The 19718-nt window shown below is 65.0% G+C and carries 21 protein-coding genes; 10 read left to right on the top strand and 11 right to left on the bottom strand.

Features of this window, described 5'->3' with window-relative positions; all coding sequences use genetic code 11:
• Nucleotides 1-15 precede the first annotated feature (15 nt).
• Together QFZ23_RS22135 and QFZ23_RS22130 are read right to left on the bottom strand one after the other, a co-directional pair.
• The gene (locus QFZ23_RS22135; RefSeq protein ID WP_306926274.1) at nt 16-636 is read right to left on the bottom strand and encodes an MBL fold metallo-hydrolase; all 621 of its coding nucleotides are present in this window, start codon (nt 634-636) and stop codon (nt 16-18) included.
• The gene (locus QFZ23_RS22130; protein WP_306926273.1) at nt 633-1781 is read right to left on the bottom strand and encodes an S-(hydroxymethyl)mycothiol dehydrogenase; all 1149 of its coding nucleotides are present in this window, start codon (nt 1779-1781) and stop codon (nt 633-635) included. Before QFZ23_RS22130 ends, QFZ23_RS22135 begins: the two co-directional genes overlap by 4 nt.
• 331 nt (nt 1782-2112) lie before the next feature.
• Here QFZ23_RS22130 and QFZ23_RS22125 point away from each other — a divergent pair, with 331 nt between their 5' ends.
• Complete coding sequence (locus tag QFZ23_RS22125) at nt 2113-2439, top strand: DUF6457 domain-containing protein (RefSeq protein ID WP_306926270.1); 327 nt, start codon at nt 2113-2115, stop codon at nt 2437-2439.
• A gap of 226 nt (nt 2440-2665) precedes the next feature.
• Here QFZ23_RS22125 and QFZ23_RS22120 read toward each other — a convergent pair whose 3' ends face one another.
• Entirely contained in the window at nt 2666-4564 is a 1899-nt protein-coding gene (locus tag QFZ23_RS22120) for a BCCT family transporter (RefSeq protein ID WP_306926268.1), read from the bottom strand.
• A 343-nt stretch (nt 4565-4907) separates the two neighbouring features.
• Here QFZ23_RS22120 and QFZ23_RS22115 point away from each other — a divergent pair, with 343 nt between their 5' ends.
• Both QFZ23_RS22115 and QFZ23_RS22110 read left to right on the top strand, forming a co-directional pair.
• On the top strand, nt 4908-6113 hold the full coding sequence (locus QFZ23_RS22115; protein WP_306926267.1) for an NAD(P)/FAD-dependent oxidoreductase: 1206 nt from the start codon (nt 4908-4910) through the stop codon (nt 6111-6113).
• An 83-nt stretch (nt 6114-6196) separates the two neighbouring features.
• On the top strand, nt 6197-7447 hold the full coding sequence (locus QFZ23_RS22110) for a macrolide family glycosyltransferase (RefSeq protein WP_306926265.1): 1251 nt from the start codon (nt 6197-6199) through the stop codon (nt 7445-7447).
• On the opposite strand, the gene QFZ23_RS22105 is transcribed toward QFZ23_RS22110, so the two are convergent.
• Together QFZ23_RS22105 and QFZ23_RS22100 are read right to left on the bottom strand one after the other, a co-directional pair.
• Nucleotides 7444-8259, bottom strand: a complete 816-nt coding sequence (locus QFZ23_RS22105; RefSeq protein ID WP_306926263.1) for an IclR family transcriptional regulator — start codon at nt 8257-8259, stop codon at nt 7444-7446. The two genes, QFZ23_RS22110 and QFZ23_RS22105, sit on opposite strands and share 4 nt — an antisense overlap.
• A 197-nt stretch (nt 8260-8456) precedes the next feature.
• On the bottom strand, nt 8457-9029 hold the full coding sequence (locus tag QFZ23_RS22100) for a GNAT family N-acetyltransferase (protein WP_306926261.1): 573 nt from the start codon (nt 9027-9029) through the stop codon (nt 8457-8459).
• A 142-nt stretch (nt 9030-9171) separates the two neighbouring features.
• On the opposite strand from QFZ23_RS22100, the gene QFZ23_RS22095 reads away from it, so the two are divergent.
• Nucleotides 9172-9438 (top strand): hypothetical protein, encoded by a 267-nt coding sequence (locus QFZ23_RS22095; protein WP_306926259.1) that lies wholly within the window; start codon nt 9172-9174, stop codon nt 9436-9438.
• On the opposite strand, the gene QFZ23_RS22090 is transcribed toward QFZ23_RS22095, so the two are convergent.
• The 3 genes from QFZ23_RS22090 to QFZ23_RS22080 all read right to left on the bottom strand — a co-directional run bounded on the left by QFZ23_RS22090 (nt 9431) and on the right by QFZ23_RS22080 (nt 12125).
• Nucleotides 9431-10600 (bottom strand): N(5)-(carboxyethyl)ornithine synthase, encoded by a 1170-nt coding sequence (locus QFZ23_RS22090; protein WP_306926257.1) that lies wholly within the window; start codon nt 10598-10600, stop codon nt 9431-9433. The genes QFZ23_RS22095 and QFZ23_RS22090 overlap by 8 nt on opposite strands.
• Nucleotides 10597-10743, bottom strand: coding sequence for a hypothetical protein (locus QFZ23_RS22085; RefSeq protein ID WP_306926255.1), 147 nt, complete (start codon nt 10741-10743; stop codon nt 10597-10599). Before QFZ23_RS22085 ends, QFZ23_RS22090 begins: the two co-directional genes overlap by 4 nt.
• A gap of 77 nt (nt 10744-10820) precedes the next feature.
• On the bottom strand, nt 10821-12125 hold the full coding sequence (locus QFZ23_RS22080) for a helix-turn-helix transcriptional regulator (RefSeq protein ID WP_306926971.1): 1305 nt from the start codon (nt 12123-12125) through the stop codon (nt 10821-10823).
• 159 nt (nt 12126-12284) lie between these two features.
• On the opposite strand from QFZ23_RS22080, the gene hxlB reads away from it, so the two are divergent.
• Both hxlB and hxlA read left to right on the top strand, forming a co-directional pair.
• On the top strand, nt 12285-12902 hold the full coding sequence (gene hxlB / locus QFZ23_RS22075) for a 6-phospho-3-hexuloisomerase (protein ID WP_373427913.1): 618 nt from the start codon (nt 12285-12287) through the stop codon (nt 12900-12902).
• Between the two features lie 69 nt (nt 12903-12971).
• A complete protein-coding gene (hxlA, locus tag QFZ23_RS22070; protein WP_306920216.1) occupies nt 12972-13595 on the top strand; it encodes a 3-hexulose-6-phosphate synthase in 624 nt (207 codons plus the stop codon).
• Here hxlA and QFZ23_RS22065 read toward each other — a convergent pair.
• Both QFZ23_RS22065 and QFZ23_RS22060 read right to left on the bottom strand, forming a co-directional pair.
• On the bottom strand, nt 13592-13912 hold the full coding sequence (locus tag QFZ23_RS22065) for an alpha-L-rhamnosidase C-terminal domain-containing protein (RefSeq protein WP_306926969.1): 321 nt from the start codon (nt 13910-13912) through the stop codon (nt 13592-13594). The genes hxlA and QFZ23_RS22065 overlap by 4 nt on opposite strands.
• A gap of 72 nt (nt 13913-13984) precedes the next feature.
• Nucleotides 13985-14992: an EAL domain-containing protein gene (locus QFZ23_RS22060; RefSeq protein WP_306926968.1), complete on the bottom strand. Its 1008-nt coding sequence runs from the start codon at nt 14990-14992 to the stop codon at nt 13985-13987.
• A 101-nt stretch (nt 14993-15093) separates the two neighbouring features.
• Between QFZ23_RS22060 and QFZ23_RS22055 the strand changes: the two genes are divergently transcribed.
• Both QFZ23_RS22055 and QFZ23_RS22050 read left to right on the top strand, forming a co-directional pair.
• Entirely contained in the window at nt 15094-15462 is a 369-nt protein-coding gene (locus tag QFZ23_RS22055) for a TetR/AcrR family transcriptional regulator (protein WP_306926253.1), read from the top strand.
• A gap of 110 nt (nt 15463-15572) precedes the next feature.
• Nucleotides 15573-16103, top strand: coding sequence for a hypothetical protein (locus QFZ23_RS22050; protein WP_306926251.1), 531 nt, complete (start codon nt 15573-15575; stop codon nt 16101-16103).
• Between the two features lie 211 nt (nt 16104-16314).
• Here the strand turns inward: QFZ23_RS22050 and QFZ23_RS22045 are convergent, their stop codons facing one another.
• On the bottom strand, nt 16315-16986 hold the full coding sequence (locus QFZ23_RS22045) for a GntR family transcriptional regulator (RefSeq protein ID WP_306926249.1): 672 nt from the start codon (nt 16984-16986) through the stop codon (nt 16315-16317).
• A 144-nt stretch (nt 16987-17130) separates the two neighbouring features.
• On the opposite strand from QFZ23_RS22045, the gene glyA reads away from it, so the two are divergent.
• Complete coding sequence (gene glyA, locus QFZ23_RS22040; protein ID WP_306926247.1) at nt 17131-18486, top strand: serine hydroxymethyltransferase; 1356 nt, start codon at nt 17131-17133, stop codon at nt 18484-18486.
• Nucleotides 18483-19703 carry a sarcosine oxidase subunit beta family protein gene (locus tag QFZ23_RS22035; protein WP_003806275.1) on the top strand — a complete coding sequence of 407 codons (1221 nt, stop codon included), beginning with the start codon at nt 18483-18485 and terminating at the stop codon, nt 19701-19703. The genes glyA and QFZ23_RS22035 overlap by 4 nt, the downstream gene beginning before the upstream one ends.
• The last annotated feature ends 15 nt before the right edge of the window (nt 19704-19718 follow it).

Below are 19718 nucleotides of genomic sequence, written 5' to 3'. Positions count from 1 at the left end.
GCTGTTTGCTGAGTGTTACTGCGCGACTTTGGCGAGGGTTTCGCGTTCGGCGGCGATGGTGGTGTTGTCCCCGTGTCCGGTCCTGACGGTTGTGTCCGCCGGGAGGGTGAGGAGTCGTTCGCGGATGGAGGTCAGGATGGTGGGGTAGTCGCTGTAGGAGCGGCCGGTGGCGCCGGGTCCGCCGTTGAACAAGGTGTCCCCGGTGAACACGGTGTTCTCGGTTTCGAGGTGGAAGCACGTGGAGCCCGGTGAGTGGCCCGGGGTGTGGATCGCCTTCAGCGTGGCACCGGCGACCTGGAACTCGTCCCCGTCCGCGATGTCCCGGTCGGCGGTGGTGCCGGGGTAGACCTGTTCCCAGAGGACCTGGTCCTCCGGGTTCAGCCAGACAGGGGCGCCGACGGCGTCGGCGACCTCGCGGGCGGCGCCGATGTGGTCGTTATGCGCGTGCGTGAGCAGGACCGCCAGGACCTTCCGGCCCCGGACCTGGTTGATGATCGCGGCGGCGTCGTGCGGGGAGTCAATGATCACGCATTCCTCCTCGTTGCCCACGATCCAGACGTTGTTGTCCACATCCCAGGTCCCGCCGTCCAGGGAAAACGTGCCCGAGGTGACGAGGTTCTCGATTGTGACGCTCATGCGGATACCCCTGCAGGCTGGGCAGCAGCTGCCGTGGAGGCCGCTCCTCCGGTGCCGGGCTGGATTTCGACGACGGAGCGCAGGACCTTGCCTTCGTGCATTTTCTCGAAGGCTTCCTCGACCTGGTCGATGGTGATCCGTTCGGACACGAACGCGTCCAGGTCCAGGTTGCCCTGCTTGTAATGGGAGACGAGCATCGGGAAGTCACGGGAGGGCAGGCAGTCCCCGTACCAGGAGGACTTCAGCGACCCGCCCCTACCAAAGACATCCAGCAGCGGCAGCTCCAGGACCATCTCCGGGGTCGGCACCCCGACCAGGACCACACGCCCGGCGAGGTCGCGGGCGTAGAACGCCTGCTTGTACGTCTCCGGGCGGCCGACCGCCTCGATCACCACATCGGCCCCGTTCCCGCCGGTCAGCTCCCGGATCGCCTCCACCGGGTCCGCGGTGCGGGAGTTCACCCCGTGCGTCGCGCCCAGGGACTTCGCCATCTCGATCTTGTTCTCATCGATGTCCACGGCGATGATCGTCGTCGCGCCGGCGAGTTTCGCCCCGGCAACCGCGGCGATCCCCACCCCGCCGCAGCCGATCACCGCCACGGACTCGCCGCGCTTGACCTCACCGGTGTTAATCGCCGCCCCGATCCCGGCCATCACACCGCACCCCAGCAAACCCACCGCGGCCGGGTCGGCGTCCTCATCGACCTTCGTGCACTGCCCGGCAGCGACCAGGGTCTTCTCCGCGAACGCCCCGATCCCCAACGCCGGGGACAGCACGGTCCCGTCCTCCAGGGTCATCTTCTGCGTCGCGTTGGCCGTGTTGAAACAGTACTGCGGCTGGCCCTTCGCACACGCCCGGCACTGCCCGCACACCGCACGCCAGTTCAGGATCACCCGGTCACCGACCGCGACCTCAGTGACGCCCTCACCCACGGCAGAGACAACACCGGTCGCCTCATGACCCAGCAGATACGGGAACTCATCCCCGATCCCGCCCAGCTTGTAATGCAGATCCGTATGGCACACCCCGCACGTCAGAACATCCACCAACGCCTCACCCGGCCCCGGATCCGGCACCAGGATCGTCTCCACCGACACCGGAGCATCCTTCGCCCTGACAACAACAGCCTTCACTTTATGAACCATGAGATCTCGTTTCCTTTCGGGTGTTCTGCGGCTGACACAGTCCACCCGGCTGGCGCTTGGCGCTGTTTTTGCGGGGAGCGGACGGCGGCCGAAGGTCTTCTGACGGCATCAGCACGGCTGATATGCCTTTGATATTTGTGAGCTAGGTAACTGATATATAAGTGATCGTATGCGGCGGAACTTGGCTGCGTCAACGTGGCCGAGCCAATCATTAGGCCGGCCGCACGGCAACGCCGGGGCAGGCCACCAAAAGGCCGGTGACTTACGTCGCCATGCCTTGTAGGGTCAGGGCACCAGCTTGAAGCGGAAGTGTTCTGTACAAGGAGAGATCATGGCCGTCGGTGATGAAATGCAGATCCTGGGTGAGTGGTGCGAGCAGTTGGCGAAGGCGCTGGAGATCCCGGATCTCGACGTCGATCAAGAACTGCTGCTGGATGTGGCGAGGAAAGCTGCGGATTCAGTAATTCATGCCGCCGCACCGGTGACGGCTTTCATGGTGGGCTACGTGGCTGGCCGTGAAGCCGGGAGGGATAACGCGGGCCCGGAGGAGGCCAGGAACGCAACTGCCCAGGCCGCAGACATCGCGTTCCGGCTGTGCGAGAACCGGGCTAACAGCAGCACGGAAGGCGGGGGCGGCAGCCCGGCCGGGGCTGCGTAGCCGCAGTCAGTCGGTCTCGGGGCCGGAGCAGAAGAAGCAGCCGTGATAGTCGCAGTCATCAACAGGGCGGTCTTTATCCGATTCCGTTGCAACCTGTGTCATTGTGGGCGCCGATGCCATATGAGATGCCTTTCCGAGTGTGAGCCGCAGTGCGTTTTTTAGGACCAACGTCAGAGCGGCCGGATCCCGGTGGTTTGTGCCACCCTGGATCCGGCCGCGCTGTTCTTTAGTGCCGCTTGTCCCCGTTCGGATCAAGCCCATTGTTGGCACACCGTTCGTCACATTCGTGCTTTGTCACCAGGTCGAACTGGCCGCCGCCGTGCTGTTCGACTCCACTGCGGATGGAGCGCTCGACGACGGACGTCACCAGCCGCCTACGCAGCGACAGCGGGTCCCTGCGCAGGTCCCTTGTCAGGGCAAGGCACATCAGGAACATCACGATGACGAACGGCAGGGCTGACACGATGGTGATCCGTTGCAGTCCGGCGAGTGCCTCGGCAGGCTTGTCGCCGCCGGCAAGGAGCATCACTGCGGCGACTGCGCCGGTGAGGGTACCCCAGAAGATAACCACTCCCCGGCGTGGTTCTTCAGCACCGTTGGAGCTGAGCGAGCCCATCACGATGGAGGCCGCGTCAGCACCCGTGACGAAGAAGATGGCCACCAGGACCATCGCCAGAATGGAAACGGCGCCGGCAATTGCGTTAGGCAGAGGCAAGTGGTGGAGCAAATCGAACAGAGCCCCGTCAAAGGAAATCGTCGGAGTCCCGTCGACGATCTTGGCCAGGCCATCGCTCTTGTCCGGTGTGGCATCTGCCGTGGACTGGATGTGGATGGCGGCGCCGCCGAAGATGCCGAACCAGATCACGCTCACGATGCTGGGGACCAGCAGGACGCCGGTGACGAACTGGCGGATGGTGCGGCCGCGGCTGATGCGGGCGATGAACAGACCCACGAAGGGAGTCCAGGAGACCCACCAGGCCCAGTAGAAGATGGTCCAGCCGGACATCCACGTGCGCAGGGCATCGTCGCCGACGGCCTCCGTCCGGGAAGCCATCTCGGCCAGGTCCCGTGCATAGTCGCCGACAGCCGCCGGGATCAGGTTCAGGATGAAGAGCGTCGGGCCGGCCACGAACACGATGATGGCCAGGACTGCAGCCAGGACCATGTTGATGTTGGACAGCCACTGGATGCCGCGGCTGATGCCGGAGACTGCCGACGCCACAAAGCAGGCTGTGAGTACGGCAACGATCACCACGAGCACGGGAGTGGCAAGCTGGCCACCGATCCAGCCGTTGGATGCCATGCCGCTGCCGATCTGCAGTGCCCCGAGTCCGAGGGATGCTGCCGTGCCGAAGAGTGTGGCGAAGATGGCCAGCATGTTGATGAGCTTGCCGATGGGACCTTCCACCCTGCGGATGCCGAACAGCGACGTGAAAACGGTGGAAATGAGTTGCTTGCGGCCGAGGCGGTAGGACCCGTAGGCCATGGCCACGCCCACCACCGCGTACATGGCCCACGGGTGCAGGGTCCAGTGGAAGATCGAAGTTGCCATTGCCGTTTGGACGGCTGCGGGAGTCTGGCCGGCCACGGTGCCCGGCGGTGGTGAGATGTAGTGGTAGAGCGGCTCCGCCACGCCGTAGAACATCAGGCCGATTCCCATGCCTGCCGCGAACATCATTGAGACCCACGAGACCATGGAGTATTCGGGCTTTTCCGCGTCTTTCCCCAGCGGAATGTTCCCGAAACGGCTGACCGCCAGCCACAGCACGTAGACCACGAACAGGGAGGAGAGGGCAACGAACAGCCAGCCGGTGTTTTCCATGACCCAGTCAAGGACAACCTGGGAAGTGGCGGCCAGGTTGTCCTTGCCGGCAAATCCCCAGATAACAAAGGCCAGTGTGAGCAGTCCGGCGATGCCGAAGACCACCTTGTCCAGGCCTCCATTGCGGAACAGCTGGCTGCTGCGCCGCGCTTCTTCATGTTCTGATTCTGTTTCCCGCAGGGCCTGAAGGATTTCCAGGTCTTCCTGGGGAGTTTCAGGTTCTCGTTCCGACACCGGTTCCACCCCCGAGGCCCGACCGTCTTCACTGCTTTCATCGATAGTGACGTCACTATTGATTGTCATGAGGGGTTTCCTTAATTGAATATGCGGGACGGCCCGGCCGTGCCGCCGGGGTTTGGGCCCGGCGGCAGGTTCGGCTCGTCCACGGAGGACAGCCCGGATGGTCGCCGTCGACGATCCTGACTTCGTGAATGCGGACCGGCGGTTTCGCCGGGAGCTTTTGTTTCGTCTCAGTTCCGCACTAATCAACACACTTCGCCTTCAGCAACAGAGTGCGCTAGCTCACACGCATTGTCAAGGACTTTTTGTTGCCGCCGTCACCTCTTGACAGTCGGTATGTGATGCAGCACGCTGTTGCTTATCGTGACTGTTGTTGCGCATAAAGCAATTAAGGAACAAGTTCATCATGAAGACTCTTGCGATCGTGGGAGCCTCGCTGGCTGGTCTTTCGGCAGCCAGGGCCGCCCGCGCTCAGGGCTTCTCGGGACGGCTGGTCATCATTGGCGATGAGCATCACCGTCCTTATGACAGGCCGCCCCTATCCAAGGATTTCCTACTCGGCACCATTACGGCAGAAGACCTCTTCCTCGAGACTGACGACGACGGATTGAACGCTGAGTGGCTTCTGGGAGGCGGCGCGATCCGTCTCGACTCAGCTACGCGGACCATCCACCTGGATGACGGCCGGACCGTCACGGCAGACGGCATCGTCATAGCGACCGGTGCACGGGCCCGCCAGATTCCCGCCCTCGCCGGTCTCGACAATGTGTTCTACCTGCGGACGATGGCAGATGCGCAGGGTTTGACGCCCATGTTGGTGGCCGGCGCCCGCATGATTGTGATCGGCGCCGGCTTCATCGGCGCCGAGGTTGCCTCCGCCGCCGCTTCACGGGGGATGGAAGTGACCATGATCAATAGCGGGCCGGTCCCGTTCAGTGCCCAGCTTGGACAGGACATGGGGTCCGTTGTGGCCAACCTCCACGAGGCCAACGGCGTGAACCTGATCTGTGGCACCGGCATCGACGAGTTCCACAGCACCGCGAACAGCGTGACCGGGCTTCGCTTGGCGGATGGCCGGGAGTTGGCGGCGGACGTTGTGGTGGTGGGCATCGGCGCGGAGCCGAACGTTGAGTGGCTCGCGGGTTCGGGCGTGGAGGTCGACGGCGGTGTGTTGTGTGATGCGATGGGGCGCACCAGTGTTCCGGGCATTGTGGCGGTGGGGGACTGTGCTGCCTGGTTCGACGCTGCGGTTGACAAGCACCGCCGGGTGGAGCACTGGACGGGTGCGCTGGAGCGGGCGGCGCTGGCAGTGCAGGCCCTGCTGGACAGCGATTCGCCGGCGCAGCCGCTGAAGCCGCCGTATTTCTGGTCGGACCAGCACGGCGTGAAGATCCAGTTTGCCGGCCACTCAGCCGGCTATGACCGCGTGGAGATAGCGACGGGCGATCCCCAGGAACACAATTTCCTCGCCGTTTACTACCGCGGCGAGGACGCGGTGGCGGTCCTGGGCATGAATCAGCCACGGCTCTTTACACGCTGGCGCCGGAGTCTAGCCGCTCCGGCGCTCCGATCGGAGGCCCCGGGCGGCCGGGCGACGGCAACCGCGCCCTAGGCCGGCATGCAGTAATCTCCAGAGGCTCATCAGTTTTTGAGCGCGTACGATGATCCTGTCGCTGTCCGGCGGAGGAGAACGTCATGCATTTCGCGTTTGTTTGTCTCCCAGCCACGGGGCACGTGAACCCCACGCTGCCGGTGGTCGCAGAGCTGGTCCGGAGGGGCCACCGCGTCACGTATGCCACCTCGGCCAAGTACGCGGCCGCCGTCGAATCTGCCGGGGCCATCTTTTTCGAGAACGGCGAGGACCTGTCCGCGCAGTTTCCCCGATTCGGCAATGCACCAGGCAGCCCCGCCCAGGACGACGCCGGCCGGTCGCCTCGGGCGGGCATGCTCGCGGGGCTGGGGTCAGGCATGATGTCCGGACTGCTGGAGCGTCTGCTGGAAAGGGCGCGGGAAGAGTTCCCCGCCTTGTTGGCACGCCTGGCCGCAGATCAGCCGGATGCGGTGTGCTACGACGCCATGACCCTCGCCGGGAAGATGGCCGCGATGAAGCTTGACCTGCCGGACATCGCATTGCTTCCGACCTATGCCACCAATGAACATTTCTCGATGCGGGAGCTGATGCCCTCCCGTGCACCTGCGGAAATGCTGGCGGCATGGAAGCAGGCCCGTCAGCTCATCGAGGATTTCGCCCGGGAGCAGGGACTGGCCGGGTTCAACTTCATGGAAGGACCTCCGGCTTCCTTGAACATCTGTTTCATCCCCCGGGAATTCCAGCCCGCAGGTGACACCTTCGATGACCGTTTCCGCTTCGTGGGGCCCAGCCTTGGCCGGAGGGGAAGCGAGAAGGAATGGCAGCCCCGCGTCAAGGACGCGCCGCTGCTGTTCATTTCGCTGGGAACCACGCCGTTGAACGACCGGCCGGATTTCTTCCGCATGTGCCTGCAAGCATTCGCGCACACTGAATGGCAGGTGGCCATGGCCGTCGGCGACCGCTTGGATGTGGCCGAGCTGGGAGAGGTTCCGCAGAACGTAGAGGTCCGGCCCTTCTTTCCACAGCTGGATGTTCTGCCTCATGCCGATGTGTTCCTCTCCCACACGGGGATGAACTCGACCATGGAGGCGCTGTATTTGGGCGTCCCCCTCGTGGCGTTTCCGCTGCAGCCAGAGCAGGAAGCCAACGCCCGCCGCGTTGAGGACCTGGGGCTGGGACGCCGCCTCCCCGCGGACGGCCTTACATCAAAGCTGATCCACGACGTCGTGACGGAGGTCAGCCAGGACCAGCAGATCCGCCGCAACATTGCGGCGATGAGCCCGCGCGTCCGCAACTCCGGCGGGGCAACGGCGGCCGCTGACGCCATGGAGGAGTACCTGGGCGGTCTGGCTTAACGGCGGGTGTAGCCCATGTTGGCGCTGATCCGCAGGCCGGCCTGGCCGAGGCCCTCCACGAGGCCCGGTATCTTCTCCGGGTCGAAGCGGAAGGCCGGGCCGGAGATGCTGACCGCGCCAATCACCGTTCCCAGGTGGTTGTAGACCGGCACCGCCATGGAATTCAGCCCGATTTCGAACTCCTCAAGGACCACTGCGTAGCCGTCGTGGGCGACGTCGATCAGCTGCTTTTCGAGTTTGTCGCGCCGGGTGATGGTCCGCGGTGTCCGGGCGGGCAGCCCTGTCTCCTTCAGGATGCGCTCACGCTCATCTGCGGACAGCGCTGCCAGCAGAACCTTGCCGCTGGACGTCGCGTGCAAGGGAGTCAGGCTTCCCACCCAGTCGTAGGTGGCCAGGGTTGATGGCCCCATGGCCTGGTCAACATTGACGGCGTAATTGGAGCGGAGAACGGCGAGGTTGACGGTTTCCTTGAATTCCTCGGCCAGGTTTTCGAGTACCGGGCGGGCCTCGCGGACCAGACTCAGCCGGCCGGGAATGGAGCTGGCCAGGCGCAGGATGCCAAAGCCGAGCTGGTACTTGCCCCGTTCGCTGTTCTGGTGGACCATCTCCCTGCCCACGAGGGAACCGAGCAGCCTGGACACGGTGGACTTGTGGATGCCCATTTCCTCGGCGATGTCGCTCACGCCTGCATGGCCGTCGCGGGCCAGGATCTCCAGGACAGCGAGCGCCCTGTCCACGGACTGGACGCCGCCCTGCTGGCCGCCCTCGCCCTCGGCGTCGGCATCGGATTCAAGGACATTGTTCGAAGCCATGATCCATACTCTCAAGTAGTTTCGGCGGCCTGCTTTCGCGGGAGACCGCGTGGGCGGGCCTGGCAGCCGATCCACAGTGTTGATCCTATGCCGGGAAGTGTGACGGAGCCGACATTGCGTTAAGCCCGGTAACGCCGTCAGGCGTCACGGCAGGCGGCGCGCGCAGATCCGGTGCAATCAGCGCAGGTCCGGTGCAATCAGCGCAGGTCAAGGCGCATGAGCACCCGCGGGAAGCCATTGAGGACGGAGTCGGTGTCGGCGGCCTTGGTGAAGCCTGCCTCCTCGAAGAGCTTGCGGGTGCCCACATAGGCCATTGTGAGGTCCACCTTCTTGCCCTGGTTGTCCACCGGATATCCCTCGATGGCAGGAGCGCCGTAGGAGCGCGCAAAGTCGGTGGCGCCGTGCAGCAGCCGATGGGAGATTCCCTTCCCCCGGTACCCCGGCCGGACCCGGATGCACCACACGGACCACACGTCCAGATCGTCCACATGGGGGATCCGGCGGTTGCGGGCGAAGCTGGTATCGGCGCGCGGATGGACACCTGCCCACCCAACTACTTCCCCGGCGTCGTACGCCAGCACCCCGGGCGGCGGATCCTGTGCTAGCAGTTCCTGGACCAGCTCCCCGCGGGCAGTGCCCCGCAGCTCCACGTTCTGCCTGGAGGGGAGGCGGTAGCTCAGGCACCAGCACACCGTTGCGTCCGGACGCTTGGGCCCCACCACCGCTTTCACGTCTTCAAACTGCGTCGCCGGACGGACTTCGATCGCCATGCGGCCACCCTGCCACCGGTCTTGGATGCAGGCAAGGCGCTCTTCGGATGAATCCTGCTATCGTGCTCGGTACGTTTGGCAGTCCCGCTCGGGACGAAACAGCGTTAGAGATGTTGGGAGTTAGAGAAAGTTGGGAACGGAGATGTTTGGACGCGCACACGGACGCATCAAGGGCCGGGAGCTGGACCGGCGGTCCGCTGGCATCGATCCGGTTAGTATTCGTCGCGGGCGCCAACCGGGTAAGGGCTCCCGGATCGCCTGGATCGTCGCCGGAGCCCTGGCCGCCGCCGTCACACTGGCGGTGGTGGTGTGGGAGGTTCTTGACCGGACTGACGATGCTGATGCCGAGCGCACCGGAGAAGAGGCTGCAGAGCCGGCTCTGCGCCGGAAATGGTGGTCCGCTAGCTGACCACCATTCCGGGCACGGCATGGGGGTAGCCCGGCTCGCGTCCCTGGAATTCCAGCACGTCCGGGTTGAGAACGACGCCCTCGCGGATCTCGATCGCCCTGCTGATGGTCTCGCTGTTATCCCAGGCCCCAGGTCCTGACATGACTGGCTCGAGAAAAGGCAGGAGGGCCTCGCTGATTTCCCAGCTGGAGGAGTTCCACAAGTAGGACGGGCTGTGATCCACTGCGTAATAGTTGATGTGCTCGCCCACGGTGAACATCGGCTCCGCGAAGGTCGTGGTCTTGGCCCAGCTGAAGCCCATGCCTTCGTCGCAGGACACATCCACGATCAGGCTTCCCGGCCGGAACGCGGCCAAATCCTCTGTCCGGAGGTAGGTCAGGGGATTGTTCGGGTCCTGAAGGGTGCAGTTGACTACGATGTCGCTCTCGGCCAGAAACGGGGCCAGGGGAACCCGGCCGCGTTCGGTGATGACCTGGCTAAGGAACGGTGCCTTGTCGTCGTGATCAAACTGGGTGATCCGTACTGAGTGGATCGGGGCGCCTACCGCGGCAACGCCCCTGTTCGTCAGTACCTGCACGTCATGGATGCCGTGTGCGTTCAATGCGGTGACAGCGCCGCGGGCGGTGGCACCGAAACCGATGACGACCGCGCGGAGGCGGCGGCCGTAGTCCCCGGTGGACCCGGTCAGCGCCAAAGCATGTATGACCGAGCAGTAGCCGGCCAGCTCGTTGTTCTTGTGGAAGACATGGAGCCCGAAGCCGCCGTCGGATGCCCAGTGGTTCATGGCCTCGAAGGCGATCAGCGTCAGCTTCTTATCGATGGCCAACTGCGTGATGGCCCTGTCCTGGACACAGTGCGGCCAGCCCCAGAGAACCTGTTCGTGCCGCAGCTCGGCAAGGTCCTGCGGCTGGGGTTTGGGCAACAGAACAACGTCCGCCTGCGCCACAATCTCTTGACGGTTGGCCAACCGTCCTACCAACTGGGCCAGCTGGGCGTCGGAAAGGCCGAAACGTTCCCCGTAGCCGCGCTCAAAGAGCATGTGCTGGCGCAGCTCCGGCGGGATGCGTTCAAGGTGGAGCGGGTGCACGGGAACGCGGCGTTCATCAGGTTTGCGTGATGAGGAGAGCACCCCAAGGGTGAGGTAGTTCGGTGAAACGGTCACTTCTTCTTTGCCGGCATGGGCTTGGCGCTGGTCTTGTCAAGTGAGCTGGCGGGTGCCGCGGCGGCCCGCTTGTCGGCACGCTTTTCCTTGATGGATTTGGTGGATTTCTTGGATGCTGCTTGACGGGGGGACTTGTCAGCCATGATCGCTCCTGTAGCGGAACCGAAGAGGTTCCTGACTCCTGACCTTACACCCGGGCCGGCTAAAGGCTGGCCGGCAATCAGCGCAGGCCGTTGCTGTGCGCCAGGGCGATCGCTTCGGTGCGCGACGTGGCGCCGAGTTTGCGATAGATGTTGCGGAGGTGGAACTTCACCGTGTTCTCGCTGACGTGCAGCATGGCTGCTATCGCCCGGTTCCGCTGCCCGGCGGCCAGCAGTTGCAGGACCTCCAGTTCGCGGTCGCCCAGGTTCCAGGCAGCGGCGTCGGGCAGTTTGCGCCCGGGCGGGTCCAGCGGAAGGGTGACGGCGACGTCGGCGCCCCAGCCCTTCATCAGGTCAATCGTCATCCGGCCGTCCAGGACTTCCACGCGTTGCACCAGGCGGACAATGCTGGGAGCCTCGGCGGAGAGGCTGCCCTGGCCATCATCGCGGACGTTGATGAGGAGGTTCTCGCCGTCGCAATCCCACTGGGTGCGGATGCGCCGTACGTCGGGCTGTTCAACCATGGCGAGCACCAGGCCCCGGACGATGGCCCGGGCAGCATGCGCCACTTCCCCGGGAAGGGCCCGGCCGTTGACCGGCGGTTCGATGAACTGGACGTCGATGCCGCTGAAATGCATGAGCGGGCGGAGATCGTCGCGGAGGCGCTGGAACGCCGTGGCAACAGGTTCTTCGACGAGTTCCGTGGTGCGGTCGTTGAGCGTCCGCAGTTCCACCAGGGCCCTGGCGGCGACGTCGATGGCAGATTTCCGCGCCGCCTCGTCGGCGAGGGAGGGGGCACGCAGCGCCGCAAGCAGGGTCTCCAGCGTGGTCGAGTGCCGGTCCACCAACTCCGCGGTCACCCTGACCCGTTCGGCGGATGCCGCCCGGGACTCGATGAGGTACGACGGCGGTGCATCCGCCACCTTTTCGCGGATACGCTCAGCCGCGAGGTTCCACAGATAGCGAACCAGCCACGGCACAGGGACCTCGTGCCCGGACAGGTCCGTACCGCCTTCTCGGGCGACCGGCTGCGGATCGACCAGAACCAGCAGCGCATTCGTGGGCGAGGGGAGCGCAAGGACCGTGTGCTCCCGCCCGCCTATCGGCGCCCGGCCCTGCCATGTTTCATCTCCGGACAATGCCGCCCTGATGGCGTCCAGTTCGGCGATGGAAACCTGGCTGATGATGGCCTCGTCGCCGGACTTCTTCTGCGGCCGGCCCGTGCAGTCTTCCGTGAAGATCACGAGGGCGCTGCTGCGCAGGTACGGGAGCGTGGCCTGATGCAGCCGCTGGGCAATCTCGGCCAGCGACGCTGAGGACAGGTCCGCGATCGCCTCGAGCAGGGGTTTCACGCCTTCGGCGGTGTCTGGCGTCGGGGGAGGAATGGCGGCTTCGGTGGTGACTGACACCTGTCCATTGTATAGAAAACTCAGGTGCCGCCTATCCCTTTGGGCGGGAAAGACTGTCCGATCATGCTGTGGTGCCCACCTGCTTGGCGTTCGAAGATGGAAGGGCAACAACACCGTCCCGAAGGAGGTAACCCCTTGAGCGTCATCACGGACCCCGACTCCGCCACGCTGGCAGGAACGTCCACGGCAGTGCCGGCAGCATCGGTCAGCAGGAACCAACTCCTGGTCCTTGACGAGATCCAGCGGACGGCCGCCCGGGTGGATCCGGAGCAGGTTGCCGCCCTGGCATCAGAAATCCGGCACGCAGACCGGATCTTCGTCACCGGCGCTGGCCGCAGCGGCCTGGTCCTGAAGATGGCCGCCATGAGGCTTATGCACCTCGGACTGACGGTGCACGTGGTGGGTGAGACCACGGCACCCGCCATCCGCTCTGGCGACGTGCTGCTCGCAGCCTCCGGTTCGGGCACGACGTCGAGCGTCGTGAAGGCCGCCCAGACGGCTGCCGCCCAGGGCGCGCGGGTGGCCGTTTACACCACGAACCCCGGTTCCCCGCTCGCGGAGACGGCGTCCGCCGTCGTCGTGATCCCGGGAGTCCAGAAGACGGATCACGGGTCGGCCGTCTCGCGCCAGTACTCAGGGAGCCTGTTCGAGCAGGTGCTGTTCACCACCACTGAAGCGGTGTTCCAGAGCCTCTGGGAAGAGGACGCCGCTGCTCCGGAAGACCTCTGGCTGCGCCACGCAAACCTCGAGTAGCCAGAAACCCCGAGCAACACACAAAGCCAACAAAGCATCCAAAACCCAACCCAAGTAAGGAAACAACACATGAAGCTCCAAGTTGCTATCGACCTCCTGACCACCGAAGCTGCCCTCGAACTGGCCGGCAAGGTTGCCGAATACGTGGACATCATCGAACTCGGCACGCCCCTGATCAAGGCCGAAGGGCTCTCCGTCATTACGGCCGTCAAGGAAGCCCACCCGGAGAAGATCGTTTTTGCTGACCTGAAGACGATGGACGCCGGCGAGCTCGAGGCCGACATCGCCTTCAAGGCCGGTGCCGACCTGGTCACCGTGCTCGGTGCCGCCGACGATTCCACCATTGCCGGTGCGGTCAAGGCAGCCAAGGCCCACAACAAGGGCGTCGTCGTGGACCTCATCGGCATCGAGGACAAGGTCACCCGTGCCAAGGAAGTCCGCGCGCTGGGTGCGAAGTTCGTTGAGATGCATGCCGGCCTGGACGAGCAGGCCAAGCCCGGTTTCGACCTGAACGGTCTGCTCCGCGCCGGCGCCGAAGCCCGCGTTCCGTTCTCCGTGGCCGGCGGAGTGAAGCTCGCCACCATCGCAGACGTCCAGAAGGCCGGCGCCGATGTCGCCGTCGCCGGCGGTGCCATCTACGGTGCAGCCGACCCCGCACTGGCCGCGAAGGAACTCCGCGCAGCAATCGTCTAGGTCTTTCCTGGTTCAAGGCCGGCGGCGGCATCCGCCGCCGGGGCGGTCCTCACCGACAGTTGGGGGCCGCCATTGGCGTTAAGAACGGTTGTTCCACGCCGGCCTCCGCTGTCCGGTGCTGCAGCGACGGCGGCCTCAACGCCGTAGGGCAGGTCCACCTCGAGTGTGAACTGGCCGCGCTTAAGTGTCCAGGCAACGCTGATGCGGCCCCGGGGAGTTACGACGGCGGCGCTCGCCGAAGTGATGCCGCCGCCGGGCTGCGGGGCGATGGCGAGGCGCCGGTAGGCGGTCTCCTCCTCGGCCGGATCCGCCGGCAGGCGAATGCCGGCTGGCTTCTCCTTGAAAAGTTACTCAAAGAGCAGTCGATAAAAACCGAGTACGCACTGTTTTTATCCGCGGTCCTCCACCGGGTCTGAGTCACTGGTCCAGGCTGCCCAGTCCCGCGGGTCCACTGAGGGCCTGCCCAGCAGGTAGCCCTGGCCCCTGTCGATTCCCAATTCCACGACGGCGGCGAGTTCCTCGCGGCTCTCGATTCCCTCCGCGGACAGCGTTGCGCCGGTCTGCTCGGCGAGTGCGAAAACGAAGGGGGCTGTGGCAGGCCGGTCTCCTGAAGCAACGGCACTGGCGAGGAAGTCGCGGTCGACTTTGATGATGTCGGGAAGCAGGTGGAGGATTTGCTTGGCCGAGGTGGCGGCCGGACCGGAACCGTCCACAGCCAGGCGTACACCGTGTTGGCGCAGGGGGCTCAGGACCGCGGCGAGGGCCGCCAGTTCCCGGTCCGCAATGTCGCCCATGATTTCGATGACCATCCTGTGCGGGTCGACGGTCCCTCCCAGCATCAGCGCCTGAACGCGGGGGTCGGCGCATGCGGTGGGGCTGAGGTTGACCGATGCGAAAAGGTGGGCTGGAATCTCTCCTGCTGCGGAAAGAGCGAGGTGCAGGGCTGCGATTTCCAGGTCCGGCCCCAGTCCCATGGCGGCTGCTCCCCGGAACCAGACGTCTGCGCTGGTCCCTTCATGGCTGACGAACCGTGCCAGCGCCTCAACGCCGATCACTTCGCCGCCAGGCAGCCGCCTGATGGGCTGGAAAGCCGTCAGCAGCATCCGCTTTCCCGTTGCGGCCGGGGTGGTGGGCCTGGAAGACTCCTCCGATGAATCCTCATGTGAGGAGTCGGGGACGTTCCTGGTGCTGATCAGATGGTGCAGTAGTGCCTGTTCCGGGTCGTCCATGTGAGTCGCCAGCAGGTCGAGCAGTTGCTCCCTCGCCCAGGCCTTCTGCGGGTCGGAGTCTGCCAGCACATCGCTGATGATCTCCAGCACCTGGCGCCGAAGCGTTTCTCCGTCCACGTTGCGGAACAGTTCCGGTGCGTGTTCACCGTCTGGAGACGACTCGTCCATGGCTTTCACACTACTCCTCGGTAGCTGATGCCGCGATCGAGGCGGCACCGGGACTGTGGCCGTCCGTTACCCGAAGCGGCGTGGGCCGCTACCCTGAAGCGGTGCGGACGAGGCGGAAAACAGGCAGCTACGAGGTAGGCCGGGCCAAGCGGGCCGAAATTCTGGACGCTGCCGCGCGGCTCTTTTCAGCGTCCGGCTATCACCGGGTGCCGCTGTCGCAGGTGGCCGCCGACGTCGGACTCAGCGAAAGCGGCCTGCTGCACCACTTCCGCTCTAAGAAGCACCTTCTGCTGGCGGTCGCCGAGCGCCGACTGGAGCAGACCGCCCTGTGGTGGAGTTCCGTCCTTCTTTATTCGGCATCGCCGTGGGGACGTCGTTTGGACAAGCTTGGCGGATTGCCCGGGTTGAAGTATGCGCGGTTTTCACTGGCTGAAAACTTCCGCAGAGCAGCCGGGTTCACAGCCTCCTGACAGTTTCCGAACAGCGGTGCCCTAAGCTGCTGCCGGATCTTTGAGTGAGGGGCTAGGACAGATGCCCTTCCCGTTCAAAGCCGTATCGCACGGCCGATCAAGGAGACACCATGTCACGAACCAAGAGAATCACCCTCGGCATCACCGCTGGCGCCCTGGCGCTCGGCGCCGGCCTGGGGGTTACCGGAATGGCCTCAGCCGCCACCACCCCGAGCCCCAGCGCAACGTCGGGCACTAGCAGCGCATCGACCGACGGCTTCCGGGGCCACAAGGGCGACCGCGGCCAGATCGCGGCAGACCTTGCCGCCAAGCTGGGTGTTGACGAAGCGAAGGTCACCGAGGCAATCCAGGCGTTCCGCGATGCCAACAAGCCGACGGCGTCGCCGGCCGAGGGCACCAAGCCAGACCGCACTGCCCAGGATGCGGCGCTGGCCAAATCCCTGGCGACGGCACTCGGCGTCGACGAATCCAAGGTCACCGCGGCCCTGACGGAAATCCGCACGGCTGAGCAGGCGGAACGAGCTGCCGCGCTGAAGACCAAGCTCGACACGGCCGTCAAGGACGGCACCCTGACCCAGGCCGAAGCCGACGCCGTCACGAAGGCCGTCGAGAAGGGCGTGATCGGAGGCGGCGGCCACTAGCAAGCAGTCCACCAGGCTGCCGACACCGTCAGCCTGAATTCACCCATGACCTGACCTCACCCATGAACTGAGGAATCCCCCGGAAAGTCCCGGGGGATTCCTCGTTCCCACTCAAACGCTCCCGCAGATCCCGTCGCCTGATGTGCGACGCGCCCTCACTTCCCGTCGCCCAAAGTTGAACGCTCCCGCACTGCGGCGCGAAAGTCCCGACTTACAGCACCTTGCGGATGGTCTCCTCGAAGCTCGTGACGTGGTGCAGCGCGAGCTCGCCGGCCTTGTCCGCGTCCCCCTCTGCTACGGCCTTGAGCAGGTCCACGTGCTCGCTGATGTGGCCGCTCACCGACGGGACCTTGTCCAGGACCAGGCACCAGATTCGCGTGGCGAGGTTGTCGTAGCGGATCAGGGTGTCCTCGAGGTGCGGATTGGCCGCGGCGCGGTAGATCAGCCGGTGCACGGTCAGGTCGTAGCGCATGAGCTCCCGCGACTGGGCGGGGGTGGGCGCCAGCTCAGAGATGGCCTTGGCGACGTCCAGCAGTTCCTCGCGCATGGCGGTGTTTGCCCGCTTGGCAGCCCGCCGTGCCGCGAGCGGTTCAAGCAGTTCCCGGATTTCCGAGACGTCGGCCAGTTCCGTGAAGTCAACGGTGGTGGCGAAGGTGCCCCGTCGGGGGTAGGACACCACCAGGTGGTCCACCTCCAGCCGCTTGATGGCCTCACGGACGGGCGTGCGCCCGAAGCCGAGTTCAGCCGCAAGCTGGCCGTCATTGATGGGCTCGCCCGGGCGGATGTCCAACATGATCAGCTTGTCGCGCAGCTGCCGGTACGCAGCCTCGGCCTGGGACAGCGCTTCGTCCTCGGCGGGTGACATGGCGTGAAGAGCATTCACAGCGAGACTCCGTTCATGGGCTCCAAGCGGAAGCGAAGTGCCATTTTGCTTCCAGCTATTGACTCTGTTGTGAGCCCAATCATACCATTGACCTCATACTGATATATCAGTCATAAGCAAAGTGGTATTTCATAAGGAGCATTCGTGGTTGAGCAGTTGAACGACCGACTTTCCGCAGTCGATCCCGAGATCCAGCAAGCAGTCGCCCGCGAGCTGGACCGCCAGCAGTCCACGCTGGAAATGATCGCCTCGGAGAACTTCGCTCCTGCGGCCGTCATGGAGGCGCAGGGTTCGGTCCTCACCAACAAGTACGCCGAGGGCTACCCCGGCAAGCGCTACTACGGCGGCTGCGAACACGTTGATGTGGTCGAGCAGCTCGCCATCGACCGCGTGAAGGCACTCTTCGGTGCCGAGTTCGCCAACGTCCAGCCGCACTCCGGCGCCCAGGCTAACGCGGCGGCAATGTTCGCACTGCTGAACCCGGGCGACACCATCATGGGCCTGGACCTGGCCCACGGCGGCCACCTCACCCACGGCATGCGCATCAACTTCTCCGGCAAGCTCTACAACGTGGTCCCGTACCACGTCCGCGAATCCGACTTCCGCGTGGACATGGCCGAGGTTGAGGCCCTGGCGCTGGAGCACAAGCCCAAGCTCATCGTGGCCGGCTGGTCCGCCTACTCCCGCCAGCTCGACTTCGCCGAGTTCCGCCGGATCGCCGACCTCGTCGGTGCCTACCTGATGGTGGACATGGCGCACTTCGCCGGCCTCGTCGCCGCGGGCCTCCACCCCAACCCGGTGCCCTACGCCGACGTCGTCACCACCACCACGCACAAGACCCTGGGCGGCCCCCGCGGCGGCGTCATCCTCGCCAAGGAGCAATACGCCAAGAAAATCAACAGCGCCGTCTTCCCTGGCCAGCAGGGCGGCCCGCTGGAGCATGTCATTGCTGCCAAGGCCGTGGCCTTCAAGCTGGCAGCAACCGAGGGCTTCAAGGAACGCCAGGAGCGCGTCCTGGAGGGCGCCAAGCTGCTGGCCGAGCGCTTCCTGCAGCCCGACCTCGAAGCCGCGGGCATCACCGTGGTCAACGGCGGCACGGACGTCCACCTGGTCCTCGTTGACCTGCGGAACTCGGAACTCGACGGCCAGCAGGCCGAGGACACGCTGCACCGGATCGGCATCACCGTCAACCGCAATGCCGTCCCCTTCGACCCCCGCCCGCCGATGGTTTCCTCCGGCCTCCGGATCGGTACCCCCGCCCTGGCCACCCGCGGCTTCGGTGCCGCCGCGTTCACCGAGGTAGCGGACATCATCGCCACGGCCCTGATCGCCTCTGCCAGTACTGGTACAGACGGTACCGGAACGCTCGACGACGACACCGCCGTCGAACTCCGCGCCCGCGTCACTGCACTCGCCGAGCAGTTCCCCCTGTACCCCCAGCTCAGCGGCGCAACCGAGATTGCCGCGTTTGAAACCGACATGATTGGAGCAGCCCAGTGAGCACCCACCAGCTCCCGGAGCATCCGGATTTCCTGTGGCACAACCCGGAGCCCAAGTCCTCCTATGACGCCGTGATCGTCGGCGGCGGCGGGCACGGCCTGGCCACCGCGTACTTCCTGGCCAAGAACCACGGCATGACCAACATCGCCGTCCTGGAAAAGGGCTGGCTGGCCGGCGGCAACATGGCCCGCAACACCACCATCATCCGTTCCAACTACCTCTGGGACGAGAGCGCCGCCATCTACGAGCACGCCCTGAAGCTGTGGGAGATCCTGCCCGAGGAGCTGGAGTACGACTTCCTCTTCAGCCAGCGCGGCGTGATGAACCTGGCCCACACCCTGGGCGACGTGCGCGAGAGCATCCGCCGCGTGGGCGCCAACAAGCTCAACGGCGTGGACGCGGAATGGCTGGACCCGCAACAGGTCAAGGAACTCTGCCCGATCCTGAACATCCGCGACGACATCCGCTACCCGGTCATGGGCGCCACCTACCAGCCTCGCGCCGGCATCGCCAAGCACGACCACGTCGCCTGGGCCTTCGCCCGCAAGTGTGACGAGATGGGCGTGGACATCATCCAGAACTGCGAAGTCACCGGCTTCGTCAAGGACGGCAACCGCGTGGTGGGCGTCAAGACCAACCGCGGCACCATCAACACCGAGAAGGTGGGTCTCTGCGCCGCCGGCCACAGCTCGGTCCTGGCGGAAATGGCCGGCTTCCGGCTCCCCATCCAGTCCCACCCGCTGCAGGCCTTGGTCTCCGAGCTGCACGAGCCCGTGCACCCCACCGTAGTCATGTCCAACCACGTTCACGTGTACGTCTCCCAGGCACACAAGGGCGAGCTGGTCATGGGTGCCGGCGTGGACTCCTACAACGGCTACGGCCAGCGCGGTTCCTTCCACGTGATCGAGCACCAGATGGCGGCCGCCGTCGAACTGTTCCCGATCTTTGCCCGGGCACACGTTCTCCGGACCTGGGGCGGCATCGTGGACACAACCCTGGATGCCTCACCGATCGTGGGCACCACCCCAGTGGACAACATGTTCGTCAACTGCGGCTGGGGAACCGGCGGCTTCAAGGGCACGCCGGCTGCCGGCCTGACCTTCGCGCACACCATCGCCACCGGAGCACCGCACAAGCTCAACAGGCCGTTTGCCCTGGAACGCTTCGAAACCGGTGCCCTGATTGACGAACACGGCGCTGCCGCCGTCGCCCACTAGCCACGGTCCATAAGA

Source organism: Arthrobacter globiformis, from assembly GCF_030818015.1.
GTDB classification, from domain to species: domain Bacteria; phylum Actinomycetota; class Actinomycetes; order Actinomycetales; family Micrococcaceae; genus Arthrobacter; species Arthrobacter globiformis_C.
This window is presented reverse-complemented; position numbering and strand designations above follow the sequence as displayed.

Coding starts and splice junctions, on each gene's coding strand:
- QFZ23_RS22135 (WP_306926274.1), bottom strand. CDS start 636: ATGAGCGTCACAATCGAGAACCTCGTCACCTCGGGCACGTTTTCCCTG.
- QFZ23_RS22130 (WP_306926273.1), bottom strand. CDS start 1,781: ATGGTTCATAAAGTGAAGGCTGTTGTTGTCAGGGCGAAGGATGCTCCG.
- QFZ23_RS22125 (WP_306926270.1), top strand. CDS start 2,113: ATGGCCGTCGGTGATGAAATGCAGATCCTGGGTGAGTGGTGCGAGCAG.
- QFZ23_RS22120 (WP_306926268.1), bottom strand. CDS start 4,564: ATGACAATCAATAGTGACGTCACTATCGATGAAAGCAGTGAAGACGGT.
- QFZ23_RS22115 (WP_306926267.1), top strand. CDS start 4,908: ATGAAGACTCTTGCGATCGTGGGAGCCTCGCTGGCTGGTCTTTCGGCA.
- QFZ23_RS22110 (WP_306926265.1), top strand. CDS start 6,197: ATGCATTTCGCGTTTGTTTGTCTCCCAGCCACGGGGCACGTGAACCCC.
- QFZ23_RS22105 (WP_306926263.1), bottom strand. CDS start 8,259: ATGGCTTCGAACAATGTCCTTGAATCCGATGCCGACGCCGAGGGCGAG.
- QFZ23_RS22100 (WP_306926261.1), bottom strand. CDS start 9,029: ATGGCGATCGAAGTCCGTCCGGCGACGCAGTTTGAAGACGTGAAAGCG.
- QFZ23_RS22095 (WP_306926259.1), top strand. CDS start 9,172: ATGTTTGGACGCGCACACGGACGCATCAAGGGCCGGGAGCTGGACCGG.
- QFZ23_RS22085 (WP_306926255.1), bottom strand. CDS start 10,743: ATGGCTGACAAGTCCCCCCGTCAAGCAGCATCCAAGAAATCCACCAAA.
- hxlA (WP_306920216.1), top strand. CDS start 12,972: ATGAAGCTCCAAGTTGCTATCGACCTCCTGACCACCGAAGCTGCCCTC.
- QFZ23_RS22060 (WP_306926968.1), bottom strand. CDS start 14,992: ATGGACGAGTCGTCTCCAGACGGTGAACACGCACCGGAACTGTTCCGC.
- QFZ23_RS22050 (WP_306926251.1), top strand. CDS start 15,573: ATGTCACGAACCAAGAGAATCACCCTCGGCATCACCGCTGGCGCCCTG.